Annotated in this window: 18 protein-coding genes; 2 read left to right on the top strand and 16 right to left on the bottom strand. The window is 38.2% G+C overall.

The features are described 5' to 3' along the window. Positions 1-89 precede the first annotated feature (89 nt). On the bottom strand, positions 90-440 hold the full coding sequence (locus AC3EA5_RS04425) for a post-transcriptional regulator (protein ID WP_488607236.1): 351 nt from the start codon (positions 438-440) through the stop codon (positions 90-92). Positions 441-537: 97 nt separating this feature from the next. Between AC3EA5_RS04425 and AC3EA5_RS04420 the strand changes: the two genes are divergently transcribed. Then, positions 538-2,043: a putative polysaccharide biosynthesis protein gene (locus AC3EA5_RS04420; RefSeq protein ID WP_488607235.1), complete on the top strand. Its 1,506-nt coding sequence runs from the start codon at positions 538-540 to the stop codon at positions 2,041-2,043. On the opposite strand, the gene AC3EA5_RS04415 is transcribed toward AC3EA5_RS04420, so the two are convergent. From AC3EA5_RS04415 to AC3EA5_RS04375, 9 genes are all read right to left on the bottom strand, one after another. Beyond that, entirely contained in the window at positions 2,030-2,677 is a 648-nt protein-coding gene (locus tag AC3EA5_RS04415; RefSeq protein WP_488607234.1) for a DUF421 domain-containing protein, read from the bottom strand. The two genes, AC3EA5_RS04420 and AC3EA5_RS04415, sit on opposite strands and share 14 nt — an antisense overlap. A gap of 98 nt (positions 2,678-2,775) precedes the next feature. Further along, complete coding sequence (gene yajC, locus AC3EA5_RS04410) at positions 2,776-3,048, bottom strand: preprotein translocase subunit YajC (RefSeq protein ID WP_394187629.1); 273 nt, start codon at positions 3,046-3,048, stop codon at positions 2,776-2,778. A 151-nt stretch (positions 3,049-3,199) separates the two neighbouring features. Next, entirely contained in the window at positions 3,200-4,339 is a 1,140-nt protein-coding gene (tgt, locus tag AC3EA5_RS04405) for a tRNA guanosine(34) transglycosylase Tgt (protein ID WP_488607233.1), read from the bottom strand. Beyond that, positions 4,336-5,394, bottom strand: coding sequence for a tRNA preQ1(34) S-adenosylmethionine ribosyltransferase-isomerase QueA (gene queA, locus AC3EA5_RS04400; RefSeq protein ID WP_488607232.1), 1,059 nt, complete (start codon positions 5,392-5,394; stop codon positions 4,336-4,338). The genes tgt and queA overlap by 4 nt, the downstream gene beginning before the upstream one ends. 21 nt (positions 5,395-5,415) lie before the next feature. Further along, positions 5,416-6,417, bottom strand: a complete 1,002-nt coding sequence (gene ruvB / locus AC3EA5_RS04395) for a Holliday junction branch migration DNA helicase RuvB (RefSeq protein WP_488607231.1) — start codon at positions 6,415-6,417, stop codon at positions 5,416-5,418. A gap of 18 nt (positions 6,418-6,435) precedes the next feature. Continuing rightward, positions 6,436-7,056: a Holliday junction branch migration protein RuvA gene (gene ruvA / locus AC3EA5_RS04390; protein ID WP_488607230.1), complete on the bottom strand. Its 621-nt coding sequence runs from the start codon at positions 7,054-7,056 to the stop codon at positions 6,436-6,438. A 278-nt stretch (positions 7,057-7,334) separates the two neighbouring features. Next, complete coding sequence (locus AC3EA5_RS04385; RefSeq protein WP_488607229.1) at positions 7,335-7,535, bottom strand: hypothetical protein; 201 nt, start codon at positions 7,533-7,535, stop codon at positions 7,335-7,337. A gap of 106 nt (positions 7,536-7,641) precedes the next feature. Next, the gene (locus AC3EA5_RS04380) at positions 7,642-8,484 is read right to left on the bottom strand and encodes a phosphotransferase (protein ID WP_488607228.1); all 843 of its coding nucleotides are present in this window, start codon (positions 8,482-8,484) and stop codon (positions 7,642-7,644) included. A gap of 17 nt (positions 8,485-8,501) precedes the next feature. Further along, positions 8,502-9,467 (bottom strand): LysM peptidoglycan-binding domain-containing protein, encoded by a 966-nt coding sequence (locus tag AC3EA5_RS04375; protein ID WP_488607227.1) that lies wholly within the window; start codon positions 9,465-9,467, stop codon positions 8,502-8,504. Between the two features lie 141 nt (positions 9,468-9,608). On the opposite strand from AC3EA5_RS04375, the gene AC3EA5_RS04370 reads away from it, so the two are divergent. After that, the gene (locus AC3EA5_RS04370; RefSeq protein WP_488607226.1) at positions 9,609-10,139 is read left to right on the top strand and encodes a 3H domain-containing protein; all 531 of its coding nucleotides are present in this window, start codon (positions 9,609-9,611) and stop codon (positions 10,137-10,139) included. 28 nt (positions 10,140-10,167) lie between these two features. Here the strand turns inward: AC3EA5_RS04370 and pheA are convergent, their stop codons facing one another. The 6 genes from pheA to AC3EA5_RS04340 form a co-directional block, all read right to left on the bottom strand. Continuing rightward, positions 10,168-11,052, bottom strand: a complete 885-nt coding sequence (pheA, locus tag AC3EA5_RS04365) for a prephenate dehydratase (protein WP_488607225.1) — start codon at positions 11,050-11,052, stop codon at positions 10,168-10,170. A gap of 55 nt (positions 11,053-11,107) precedes the next feature. Then, positions 11,108-11,563 carry an ACT domain-containing protein gene (locus AC3EA5_RS04360; protein ID WP_394187620.1) on the bottom strand — a complete coding sequence of 152 codons (456 nt, stop codon included), beginning with the start codon at positions 11,561-11,563 and terminating at the stop codon, positions 11,108-11,110. Positions 11,564-11,581: 18 nt separating this feature from the next. Then, positions 11,582-12,871: a GTPase ObgE gene (gene obgE, locus AC3EA5_RS04355; RefSeq protein WP_488607224.1), complete on the bottom strand. Its 1,290-nt coding sequence runs from the start codon at positions 12,869-12,871 to the stop codon at positions 11,582-11,584. Positions 12,872-12,874: 3 nt separating this feature from the next. Further along, positions 12,875-13,405 carry a Spo0B domain-containing protein gene (locus tag AC3EA5_RS04350; protein WP_488607223.1) on the bottom strand — a complete coding sequence of 177 codons (531 nt, stop codon included), beginning with the start codon at positions 13,403-13,405 and terminating at the stop codon, positions 12,875-12,877. A 108-nt stretch (positions 13,406-13,513) separates the two neighbouring features. After that, a complete protein-coding gene (gene rpmA, locus AC3EA5_RS04345; RefSeq protein WP_394187846.1) occupies positions 13,514-13,804 on the bottom strand; it encodes a 50S ribosomal protein L27 in 291 nt (96 codons plus the stop codon). 15 nt (positions 13,805-13,819) lie between these two features. Continuing rightward, positions 13,820-14,155 carry a ribosomal-processing cysteine protease Prp gene (locus AC3EA5_RS04340; RefSeq protein ID WP_488607222.1) on the bottom strand — a complete coding sequence of 112 codons (336 nt, stop codon included), beginning with the start codon at positions 14,153-14,155 and terminating at the stop codon, positions 13,820-13,822. Between the last annotated feature and the right edge of the window lie 18 nt (positions 14,156-14,173).

The raw sequence follows: 14,173 nt of genomic DNA, 5'->3' as shown, positions 1-14,173 counted from the left end.
CTTGTCAAATGGCAACCTAAAATTACCACTTACGAAAAAAAGCGCAACATGGTTATTATGAAACACGTCCCGCTTGGTGTCAAATCACCTTAAATGTCTTCTAAATCTGAGCCACGTTGAATCTGTTGACCTTCATTGATGTTATTTTGTAATAGGACTTGTAGTTCATCTTGATTTAACTGTGAAAACCAATTAGAAGTTCGAGATTCTTCGATTTGCGTATGTGTCATATATTTAGCTGGTGAAGTAGACAAAATGTCATTCACTATTTCATAAATGCGCATTTCTTTCACGTCTTTATTTTTCCATTTTTTCTTCATACAATAATTCCAAATATCTGCTTCAGTGACTGATGTGTATTGATAAACATGAAACTCGCTCTTTTTACTTTCTAGTGCAGGCATGACGTGATCGTACAATTCAAGTTTTTGCTCATTCATTTTTCGTCACTTCTCTCTTCTATGGTTTTAACTCTTCTTTCTCTCGCATACGAATATTGTATATGAATTTGTGTGTCTTGAGAAGGAAGTGGCAGAATTGTCTACATTTTTTCGTGGAACTTTAGTTTTAATGGGGGCTGTATTTCTATCTAAGTTATTTGGCTTTGTGTTTCGAATTCAATTTGTTCGAATTGCCGGAGAAGAAGCTGTCGGTATTTATATGGCTGCCTATCCAGCTTTCATCTTTTTTCTTTCTCTCATTCAGTTAGGTCTTCCTATTGCTGTTGCAAAAATTATTGCTGAACTTTACGCTAAAGACAAATTTGGTGATATTAAAGCATTAATGAGAAAAGTTTGGAAGATGACGGTTTTATCAATTTGTTTTTTGGGTCCATTCCTGTGGTTTTTTGTTCCTTTTTTAGCTTCAGAACTTTTACGAAATGAAGAAATAGAAAAAACACTGTACATCGGATTAATCACCATCCCCATTGCAGCTTTTTCAAGTGTTTTAAAAGGATATTTTCAGGGTTTAGCGAAAGTTGAAGAAACTGCTTGGTCACAGCTAATCGAGCAATTTTTAAGAATCGGATTGGTGACCTGGTTCCTCCCTTATATCGTCATACAAGATTCACCTGCTGAAACAGCAGCGGCAGCTATGTTACTTGCTTTGGTTGCAGAATTAGTAGCTTTCTTATACCTATGGATGAAATATAAACGTCAGAAAATGAAGGCGGTAGCAAGCGATTCCTATCCATCAAAACCGATTCTACAAGTTGCCCTCCCTTCTGCAGGAAGTCGTTTATTCGGATCATTTACTTGGTTTTTAGAACCAATCATTTTTATCCGAGCATTATCTGTAGCTGGTGTTAGTGCTGTTGCAGCGACTAGTTTATACGGTGTAATTTCGGGCGTATTCATTCCATTATTACTTTTCCCAGCATTTATTCCTTATGCGTTATCAATCGTTTTAGTTCCTGCGGTTAGTGATGCTCGTGCACGGTCAAATAAACATATGTTGCAAGAACGTGTTTCTTTAGCTATGCGTGTTTCAGCAATTACAGGATGTTTTGCAGCTACTGTGTTTTATTTGCATGGTGAACATATTGTAAATGTACTGTTTCATATTGATGAAGGATCAGGTTATATGGCATTGTTAGCACCCGTGTTTTTCTTTTACTACATTCAAAGCCCGCTTCATGCCATATTACAAGCCATGCATGAAGCAAAAGCAGCCATGATGAATTCGATTTATGGTGGCCTAGGCAAATTATTTGTGATGTTTGTATTGGCTTCACAACCTGGTGTTGAGGAAAAAGGAGCTATTTTAGCTATTGGCTTTGGGGTATGCTTAACTTCATTTTTACATATGGCGACATTACGGCAAAAAAAAGAAGCCGGAATTGGCTTCACCTTCTTTGCTTTCCCATATTTATTATTCATTACAACCGTGATATTAAGACCACTTGTCTGGCCCATTGCTGAACTTCCATGGGTCGCGGATAGTTTAATTACCTGTGTTATGGTGGGGATAGGGCTCATTTTATTCAGACAAGTGCGATTGTCCGATTTTCGTATGATGAGAAAACTTGTTAAGAAGTCTTGAATTTTTCTTTCAGTTGCAAAAACAAACGTTCATTTTCATAACTGCAATAAAAGACTGTGTTTGGATCTTCAATGTTCTCGTCTTTAAGCTTCTGCATAAGCCATTGTTTGTTTTGTTGTATTAAGTTTAAATGGGTCTCTTGAATATCACCATCAACAATTAAAGGCAACACAGGATGATCGCCATCTTTTTTAAATACCGATAAATTACCAGATGGTTCTAAAAACGCATAGTCCACGTTTTGAATTGAGCCAATTTGTTGTTCACGAAGTTGTTGAAATAAATCATCCAGATTGTATCGTTGTTTACGCATTTCGGTCTCAATTATTTCTCCATTTCGGATAATAACAGATGGATCCCCATCTATTAAGTCCCTAATTTTTTTGCTCTTAAGCGACCAATACGATGTGATCAATTGAATTATTAGTAATAATATCATTGGTAAAATCGATTCAAATAATTTCCGTTGGGGGTTATCGATGGCAAATGAAGCAACTTCTGCAATCATGACAAAAATCACTAAATCCATCAGACTTAGCTCGCCTACTTCTCGCTTTCCCATTAAACGAAAAATGACAAGTATTAAAAGGTATAAAAAAACAGTACGCCATGCAACAACTAGGAGTTCGCCCATACGCATCCCCTTTTTTAAAATCAGTATGGGGAAAAAGGAAATGACCTATACAAAAAAACCTATTTCTCCAAAACGGAGAAATAGGTTTTTATCATAAATTAAAGTACAGGTGATGCATCAACAACACGTGCGATAGCTGCACGCTCAAATTGAAGGCGTGTCCCATCTGCAACTGTTAAGAACACAGTTGACTCATCAACTGCATCTACTAAACCGTGAAGGCCACCTACAGTGACAATACGATCTCCACGTTTTAAGCTTGATTGCATAGAAGCTGTCGTTTTTTGACGCTTTTGTGCTGGTCGGATAATGAAAAACCACATCACAACGAACATTAAAATAATTGGTGATAACCCAAGTAATGTTTCCATTCTCTAAATTCCCCCTCTCTCTATTAAAGCAAATTCAAATAGTACTTAAAAATAACTTTATGTTGAACTCTGTTGAAACCTTCAGATGGTTATGAGATACGACAGTTATTTTTAGCGGACTATTAGAACACCCTATCTAAGTATACAAGAATCAGAAATTTTTCGCATTAGGTTTATTATAACCGTATTGTTCAAAGAACTCTGCTCGGAAATCTCCTAGACGATCTTCTCGTATTGCTTGTCTAACTTGCTTCATTAAATTCATCAAGAAATATAAATTATGATAAGAAGTTAAACGGATACCAAATGTTTCTTCTGCTTTAATTAAATGACGAATATAAGCTCTTGAATAATTTTGACATACATAACAGTCACAGTTTTCATCGATCGGACCAAAATCACGTGCATATTGAGCCCCTTTAGCAACTAAACGTCCATTGCTCGTCATTAAAGTACCATTACGTGCAATTCTTGTTGGTAATACACAGTCAAACATGTCTACACCACGAATAGCGCCATCGATTAGTGAGTCTGGCGAGCCAACCCCCATTAAATATCGAGGCTTATCTGAGGGTAAAAATGGTGTTGTAAATTCAAGTACACGATTCATAATGTCTTTAGGTTCACCTACGGAAAGTCCTCCGATGGCATAGCCTGGGAAATCCATTGAAACTAAATCAGCTGCACTTTGACGACGAAGGTTCTCATACTCTCCACCTTGAACAATACCAAATAGTCCTTGGTCATTAGGACGTGCATGAGCTTCTAAGCATCTTTCCGCCCATCGAGATGTACGCTCAACACTTGCTTTCATATATTCAGGAGTAGCAGGGAATGGTGGACATTCATCGAATGCCATCATAATGTCAGATCCTAAATCATTTTGAATTTGCATCGCTTTTTCAGGACTTAAGAAAAGTTTATCGCCGTTCATATGATTACGGAAATGAACGCCTTCTTCTTCAATATTTCGGAATTCACTTAAACTGAACACTTGGAAACCACCTGAATCGGTTAAAATGGCACGATCCCAGTTCATAAATTTATGTAAGCCACCAGCTTCTCTAATAATGTCATTTCCTGGGCGTAACCATAAATGGTACGTGTTACTTAAAATGATGCCTGATTCCATCGTTTTTAATTCTTCAGGAGACATCGTTTTTACCGTGGCTTGTGTTCCAACCGGCATAAATGTTGGTGTTTCAAATGATCCGTGTGGTGTATGCACGATACCTAAACGTGCTCCTGTTTGCTTACAAGTTTTAATTAGTTCGTATCTTATTGCTGTCATGAACGAACTCCTTTCTGATTAACGGATGGGCGAATAAACATCGCGTCTCCAAAACTAAAAAATCGGTACTGTTGTTGAATGGCTTGGTTATAAGCATTTAAGATATGATCGCGAGTAGTTAATGCACTAACTAACATCACTAAAGTAGATTTAGGTAAGTGGAAATTCGTAATTAACCCATCAATACATTTAAATTCATATCCCGGATAAATAAAGATGGAAGTCCACCCATTATCCTCTTGCAGTTCACCATTAAATTTGTTGGCTACTGTTTCTAATGTACGTGTTGACGTAGTTCCAACAGAAATAATACGTCCTCCTGCTTTTTTTACACGATTAATTGTATCAGCTGTCTCTTTTGAAAGACGGTAAAATTCTGAATGCATTTCATGCTCGTCAATCGACTCCACACTAACAGGTCTAAAAGTTCCTAAACCTACATGCAGTGTAATAAATACTACTTCGACACCTTTTGCTCGAATATCATCTAATAGACGATCTGTAAAATGAAGTCCCGCTGTTGGTGCTGCTGCAGACCCTCGCTCTTTAGCGAAAACTGTTTGATAACGGTCTTGATCATCTAATTTTTCACGAATGTATGGAGGGAGAGGCATTTCCCCTAACTGATCCAAAATTTCGTAAAAAATCCCTTCGTAGGTAAATTTGAATACTCTTCCACCATGATCCGTTTCTCCAACACAGGTTGCACGAAGCAACCCTTCTCCAAACGACACAACTGTCCCTAGTTTAATCCGTTTCGCTGGTTTAACTAATGTTTCCCATGTATCTTCTTCTGTAGCCTTTAAAAGAAGAACTTCTATGTTTGCGTCAGTATCTTCTTTTACACCCATTAAACGAGCTGGAAGTACCCGTGTATCATTAAGCACAAGACAATCGCCGGCTTGGAACTCATCAATAATATGTTTGAACGTGTGATGTGTTACTTCCCCACTATCTTTGTCCAATACTAAAAGCTTGCTCGACGTACGGTCAGCAAGAGGGGTCTGAGCTATTAACTCTTCTGGTAAATCAAAATCAAAATCTTCTACTTGCATAATTCTACATCCTTTTAGTCTTTATTCTTCAAAATAAGGGTATTTGAAATGATCATATGCGCTCTTCGTGACCACGCGTCCACGTGGTGTTCTTTGAAGGAAACCGATTTGTAGTAAATACGGCTCGTATACATCTTCAATCGTTGTAGATTCTTCGCCAATACTTGCGGCAATGGTATCTAGTCCAACAGGTCCACCTCTGAAGCGTTCAATCATTCCAATAATTAATTTATGATCGATGTGATCCAAACCTAAAGGATCAACTTGTAATAATTCTAACGCATCATTGGCAGAATCCAATGTGATGTCACCATTTCCACGAACTTGAGCAAAATCTCGAACTCGTTTTAACAAACGGTTTGCAATTCGTGGCGTCCCTCGAGAACGACTTGCAATTTCTCCAGCCGATGGAAGATCAATATTTGCATCAAATAATGCCGCACTTCGTGTCACGATTTCAGTAAGTGCCTTTTGATCATAATAATCTAATCTCAACAAAACTCCAAAACGATCTCTTAAAGGTGCTGACAAAGCACCTGCTCGAGTTGTTGCCCCTATCAATGTAAACGGTGGTAAATCCAATCGAACCGACCTAGCAGATGGCCCTTTCCCGACGACAATATCGAGACAAAAATCTTCCATTGCCGGATAAAGCACTTCTTCAATCGAACGATTTAATCGATGAATTTCATCAATGAATAACACATCGCCGGGTTCAAGCGAACTTACAATGGCTGCTAAATCTCCCGGTCGTTCGATTGCAGGACCACTTGTCATACGAATGTTCACATTCATTTCATTGGCAATAACAGCTGCAAGCGTTGTTTTTCCAAGTCCAGGAGGCCCATATAACAACACGTGGTCTAAACTTTCTTCTCGCATTTTTGCAGCTTCTACAAATACTTCTAAATTGTTTTTCACTTTTTCTTGACCTATGTATTGCGATAAATACTTCGGTCTTAATGACTGTTCAAATCGTTCATCAAATTCAGATACATCACTAGAAATAACACGTTCTTGCATATCAGTGACCTCCTTTCGTTAGCTTTGTTTTAATAACAATTGAAGTGCTTTCTTCATATATCCATCGGTTTCTAATGCCTCAGGAATGGATTCTAATTGTGGGCGAACTTTGGCAAGTTCTCTATCTGAATAACCAAGTGCCGCTAAAGCTAGGAGCGCTTCATCAATTTCTTGTTTACCAGATTGATCTGGGAATAATTGAAGCTCATCTTCGCCACTAGGTAATGCATTTTCGCCAACCAAGTCTCCAAGTTTTCCTTTTAAATCTAAAATCATTTGACGTGCAGTTTTCTTACCCACACCAGGGAATTTCACTAAAAAAGTCTCGTCTTCCCTTTCAATTGCCTGAATCACTTGAGAGGGTTGTCCACTAGCTAAAATGGCTAATGCCCCTTTAGGTCCAATACCCGAGACCAAAATAAGCTTCCGAAAAAGTTCGCGTTGTTCAAGCGAAATAAACCCAAACAAATTTTGCGCATCTTCTCGAACATTTAAATGGGTAAATATTTGCTGTTCATCAGTTGAAACTCTAAATGCATAAGGGTTTGGCGAGAAAATTTGCCAACCTATTCCATTCAATTCTAACGTAATATATTCAGGTGTTACACGCGTAACTACCCCTTTAATATAATCATACATAGTTAAATCTCCTCACAATCAACGTTCTTGATTATAGCATAATTCATACGAGAACGTATGTATTCATCTTGTTATTCGTATTTCTTCTGCATGAAAAAATGTCTATGTAAAATTAGTGCATTTTATATTCTAAAACAGCAATTCTTTCCGAATGGGAGTGATCAGTAATTCAAGTGAACAAATTGCTGGCAGCCAATAATGCTTTCAGAAAGCTCCAGATGAAGCATAAAAAACCCTACTCAAGTGAGCAGGGTTTTCATACAATACATATTAATTTGTTAGACACCCATTTTTCTACGTGTATTACTGACTTTTTTTGTTTGTTGACTCGTCATTTTTTTTGTAGATTGAGTTGCGTTTCCAGTCAAATTCGTTGAGTTGTTTTTATTCTTTTTCGCTTCTAATTGTTGCTTCATAATTTCTTTTAAGCTCATTTTTTTTGGTGCTTCTGTTTCATTCGTTTGATTTTGTTCTGTCATGAGTATTCCTCCTAAGTGAAAATGTTGCTAACAATGTGTTGCCGATTTCACTATTATACCACGATTAGCTAGCATTTTTGTTGTGATTTAACCGACAATTTTTTAATCAGCCCATTTGATTAATCTCCATTTGCAATTTTGGCATCATTTTAAGCGTCTTATCTGTAAAAATCTTCAACTTTGGTATGAATGTTTTTAATTGCTGATTACTTAATGTCGTTGCATATAACCATTCTCTTAGCAATTCGTTTGGAAATAATAAATAGTGAAATTCTTTAGCTGTAAGTGTTTTAAGTGAGGGATTTTGTAAAATTAGTTTTTGCAAATTATAGTCGAGATGCGGTAATACCCGGTGAATCCATAAAATTAATTCTACTTCTTTTGGACCTACACAAGCTAAGTCAAAATCGATTAAATACATTTTCCCGTTTTGATTTCGAACAAAATTATGATGCACGACATCTCCATGCAGTAATGTTTTATTTCCAGATGAGAGAGGTTTTATGTTCTGAAGGGCTTGCTGGGCATATTTCGTAATTTGTAGTGTCTTTGCCTCTCCTAAATGAATGTGTAAAAAAGAAGTAGCAAATTGCCACTTCTCCAAGCGATGTTCCCATTTTCGAATTAAGTCAATTTCATGTAAATAGGAACATCTCTTCCACTTTATTAATTCACCTGTTCGATGCAATTTATTTAACAAACGTAGAGAATCTTGTCGATCTCTGAGATTATCAAACTGTACTTTCCCACCATCTTCTACCCATGGTTGTTGAATAACTAATTGATCTGAATATGGTTCGATTGGCAAAATATAAGTTTGGTTCACTTCTAATAATTTTTGATGAATGAAACGAATTTTTTCCGCTTCAGCAACATCTTTATATTTTTTCAACGAGTATTGATGTCTTCCAACTTGCCATTTCCAAACATTTGGCTTAAGTTGAATCAAATTCTCTTTATCCACTTTTAACGTTGACGACCTGGGTAAGGATATCCCCATGGTCCATGTGGAGCATGGCACATGTGACAAGGCATGCAAGCCACATAAGGCATCATTTGAGGAGCCATCATATATGGATGATGAGCCATCATCATATTTGGTTCTTGGTAAGCGCCTAATGTTTGTTCAGGTAAGCCATTCGACTCGTTGCTATTATCTCCATAATTCATTTCAGGCATTGCATAGGGCATCGGTGGACGTCCACAACCACATGGTGGCATTGGTCGTACATATGCAGGGTGGCCACATCCGCATGGTCCATACCCGTCGGTTGGATGAGTCTGTGGTTGGACTTGTTCTGGTATTACAGGATGGTGAAGAGATGATGAATCCATAAGTGAACTCGAATCTTGTAGTTTCCACCCTTTAATTGGTGCTGGTGTAGGTGCTGGTGGTGCTGGAACTACTGGTGGTGTATAAATCGGCATTGTTTGTGTTTTTTTAGGCATTGGTTGCGGAATATGTTGTGTATCCATATCAGGTACTGGCATCCAGCCATATGGGATGCTCATCATTTGTGGCATTATATTCGTCATTGAAATATCTTGAGAGAATGGATATGGGTATGGCATTGGGATAGGTTGTGGAGTCGGTTGCTGCATGATTGGCGCAACAGGTTGAGGAATCGGTGCTGGCGCCGGTGTAGGTGTAGGTAGTGTTACAGCTTTTGGACTAGGTTGAGTCACGGCTTTTGGTGCCGGTTGGGAGATCATTTCCTCCTTTTTACTCTTCACAGGACGGCCATCGTAGTATGGATGTTCTTTTACCTCTTGCGTTTTTGCCGTTTCCGGAACAAAAATTTTCATACCTGGCACAATATAATCAGGATTTGCCAAATGGGCATTTAGACGTTTTACTTCGTCAAATGAAACCCCGTATTGTCTTGAAATTTTCCAAAGTGTGTCTCCTTTTTGGACAACATGTACGTGCACATGTCTTCCCCCTTTCATCTATGTATCGTATGAAGCTCTATACAAAATGGTCACTTTCATTTCATGCATCAAACGAACTCTGTTCATGTTAAACTATGATTATTAGTGGGTTGATTATGCACAACTAGGAGCGGGGTTTTTTTGAAGAAATTATTAGGTGAGGCTAGACGCAATGAGTTACTGTTGCTTTTGAAGCAATCCGATGCACCTTTAACTGGAACGGACCTTTCAAAAATCGTAGGTGTGAGCAGACAAGTTATCGTTGGAGACATGACATTACTAAAAGCTAGAAATGAACCGATTATCGCGACAAGTCAAGGTTATGTGTACTTTGAGAACTCTAATTCAGGTCCTTTGTATGAACGTCAAATTGCTTGTATTCATTCACCAGAGGACGCAAAAGATGAACTTTACACTTTAGTTGACGCAGGTGTTCTAGTAAAGAATGTGACGATTGAGCATCCTGTTTACGGCGATTTAACGGCTTCCATTCAAGTTTCAAATCGTCATGAAGTTGATTTATTTTTGCAGAAAGTGAATGAAACAGGGGCAAGTTTCCTTTCTGAGTTAACTGGGGGGATTCATTTACATTTAATTGTCGCGACTGAACCTTCCATTTTAGATCGTGCGATCGTTGCCATGAGTGAAAAAGGATATATAGCCAATGATTGATCAATAATATAAAAAGGTGATGAATACCCTATTTGGTATTCATCACCTTTTTATATGTATAATAAGTTCCTAAAGATTTCACTTCACAGCCTAATGCTTGCAGCTCGTCTTTAGCTCCCTTCATCATAGGAGATTCCTCATCTGCTAAAACATCAATGATAAAGAAATAATGACCAAGTCCCGTCTTCAACGGTCTAGATTCAATTTTACTTAAATTTAATTGACGCCAAGCGAACACTGATAACACTTGGTGAAGCGCTCCAGAACGATCATCCACTGGAAGTTGAATCATCATGGTTGTTTTCGGTTGATTGTCATGACCATCCACATTAATAGTTGAATTGTTCTTAGACAATACAAAAAACCGTGTATGGTTAAAATGAAAATCGTGGATATTTTCTTGAACAATCGTCAATCCATATTTTTTAGCTGCGTAAGCATTGCCAATAGCCGCTATACATTTCTCTGGTTTTTCAGAAACATACTTAGCAGCAGCTGCAGTAGATGTTGTTTGTTCTAAGGGGATCCCACGAAAGCGATAATATAAATATTTATGACATTGTGCTAGAGCATGTGGATGGGAATAAACTGCTTCAATTGAGTCGCTTTGTTCAACTTGTGATGGATGAACCATAAAATGCTGTTCAATAGGTGAAAGAATTTCTGCTGATACATGTAAGGACACATCATGGAACAAATAATCAATCGTTAAAGGGACAGAACCTTCCAACGCATTTTCTAGCGGAACAACTGCATATTCCACTTCACCATTTGCCACTGCTTCAATACACTCGGGTATTGTTGTAAAAGGCATTAACCATTTATCCATAAATAGTTCTTGGGTAGCTAGATGAGTAAATGAAGCTTCTGGACCTAAATAAGCAATACGAGTTTCATAAATGGAAGAAGACATCGAAGACACCCCTTTACATAATACACACCATACTCTATCAAGTTATAAAAGAATACTAGGATGCTCCAGAACTAATTACTTCAGCAGATTCCACAAAGTCTAGTCGCTTCAATTGATGAATAAAATCATCCAATTGCATCGACATTGCCGTAACATCGAGAGATAACGTTACATTTGCTCTTCCCTGGATAGGTATCGTTTGATGAATCGTTAAAACATTGCATGTGGCTTCTGCCACTGTATGTAGAAGGGTCGCAAGCGTCCCTTTTCGATCTTCTAACTGTAAAAATACAGTTAATATGCGTTCTCTTACAATGGAATGGAAAGGAAAGACCGCATCGCGATATTTATAAAAAGCACTGCGTGAAAGATCGACTTGTTTAACAGCATCCCAAATAGAAGCCACTTCTCCGCTTTGCAAAAGTTGCTTAGCATCAAGTGTTTTTTGCATCGCTTCTGTTAGGACATCCTCACGCACTAAAAAATATCGTTGTTCCGATACGTCTTTCATTTAGTCCATCCTCACCTTCTATTCAATAAATTCAAATTCAAACTCAAGTAAACGAACCGTATCTCCATCAACAGCTCCACGTTCACGTAGCGCTTCGTCTACGCCCATTCCACGTAATTGACGAGCAAATCGACGGATAGAATCTTCACGAGAGAAGTCAGTCATTTTAAATAAGCGTTCGATTGATGAACCACTTAATACGAAAGCACCATCATCATCACGTGATACTTCGAAGCCATCGCTTTCTTTTTTGTGCTTGTACAATACAGTTGCGTCTGACTCTTCATCAGCCATCTCATGAAGCAAGAATTCTCCAGTTACTTCAAGTAAATCAGCAATCGCAAATAAAAGTTCATTTAAACCTTTACGAGATAACGCTGAAATTGGGAACACTTTAACATCTTCCGGAAGTTTTTTACGGAATTCAGCTAAATTTTCTTCTGAATCAGGCATGTCCATTTTATTTGCAACAATCAGTTGAGGACGTTCCGTTAATCGTAAATTGTATTGTTTTAATTCATCATTGATTGTGACATAGTCGTCATACGGATCTCTACCCTCTAGGCCGGACATATCGATTACATGCACGATAACACGAGTACGTTCAATATGACGCAGGAATTGATGACCAAGACCAACACCTTCACTTGCACCTTCGATTAAACCAGGTAAATCAGCCATCGCAAAGCTTCTTCCATCTTCTGTTTCAACCATTCCCAAATTCGGTACGATGGTTGTAAAATGGTAAGCAGCAATTTTCGGTTTTGCAGCAGATACAACTGATAACAATGTAGATTTCCCTACACTTGGGAATCCAACTAAGCCGACATCAGCTAATACTTTAAGTTCAAGTACAACTTCAATTTCCTCGCCTGGTTCACCTTTTTCAGATAGTTCAGGTGCTGGATTTTGTGGTGTAGCAAAGCGTGAGTTTCCACGACCACCGCGGCCACCTTTAGCAATAACTGCTTGTTGTCCATGCTCCACAAGATCAGCTAAAACTGTACCACCTTCTTCAGTCATCACAACTGTACCTGGTGGAACTTTTACGATTAAATCATCTGCACCTCTACCGTGCATGTTTTTACTTTGACCATGATCTCCACGGTTTGCTTTGAAATGTCGCTTATAACGGAAATCCATTAATGTTCGTAAGCCTTCTTCGACTTCGAATATTACATTTCCTCCACGGCCACCATCTCCACCAGCTGGTCCACCATCTGGTACATATTTTTCGCGACGGAATGCTACCATTCCATCTCCGCCATCTCCGCCTTTAATAAATATCTTAACGTGATCGACAAACATCGCTTATCCCTCCTTGCTTTCTTCTATATGAAAACGCCATTTTTCAGTCGTTTTACATTCGTGAGTAATTGTTAAGCCTTGGGTCTTAATTAAAAAATCGTCGCCGAGTTCCCATTTCCCATTTGCTTCAACTGTTAACCTAAATAGATTTTCTGTACTTTCAATCCACACACGCAATTCGTGTTCAAAATATGGATTCAATTTTGGCTCTAAGAATTTAGTGAAAAGTTCCAAACTGTCTCGAATTGAAACATCCATTTCAGTTTTATAAGGCATTGTAATCTCAGTGCCGACTTCAACTTTAAATCCAGGAAAACGCCAATTGGCAGTTTGAAGCCATTCTGAGGTTTTAGGAAGTTGTAATTTAGATAACTCATAAAACACTTTACATTTTTCTGTATAGCTTGCTATGACTTCCCTTGCTTCATCCAATCGAGCAAGATCCATATTCATTTTTATAAGTTGCATTTGATTTAAAAAATCATGACGAGCATGTCGCAATGCATCGTTTACTGAAAAAGGCTTTTCAGTCATAGGTCACTCTCCATTATGCTTTTCTAATTTCTTAAGTATACCAAGAAATAGACCTGTTTTGTTGCAAAAGAAAAAGGACTGCAAACATGCAGTCCTTTGGCTGTTGAATTAAGCTTCTTGAGCTACAGGATATACACTAACTTTTTTCTTGTCGCGGCCATAACGCTCAAAGCGTACTACTCCGTCAACTTTCGCAAAAAGTGTGTCATCTCCACCACGGCCTACGTTTTCACCAGGATAAATTTTTGTTCCGCGTTGACGGTACAAAATTGATCCACCTGAAACGAATTGACCATCAGCGCGTTTAGCGCCAAGGCGTTTTGATTGAGAGTCACGACCATTACGAGTCGATCCTACTCCTTTTTTCGATGCGAAAAACTGAAGATCTAATCTTAACATCATCTGTTCCACCTCCTACTTTTTGAAGGTTATTTTTATATGCTGTGCATAATCATGTTCAATCGTTTGTAAAGAAACAATCATTGCTTGTACAAGTAATTGTACTTGCTCATTTGTTCTTGTATCCAGGTTTTGCGGGAACGAGACTTTGAAAAATCCGCCATCTTGTCCTTGCTGAATATCTGGAGTGATGTTTGTGAGTGACATGATGGCATTTACTGCTCCAAATGAAACAGCAGAAGCACCTGCACAAACTAAATCTTTTCCATGTTCAGCAAAATCAGCATGTCCCTTCATTTCAAAAGAACGAACTTGTTTTGACTGATCTTGTTCAATCGTTACTTGAATCATCAATACCACATCTTTTTC

The organism is Paenisporosarcina sp., assembly GCF_057785155.1.
The sequence above is the reverse complement of the archived record's forward strand: the minus strand, read 5'-3'. Positions and strand labels throughout refer to the sequence as shown.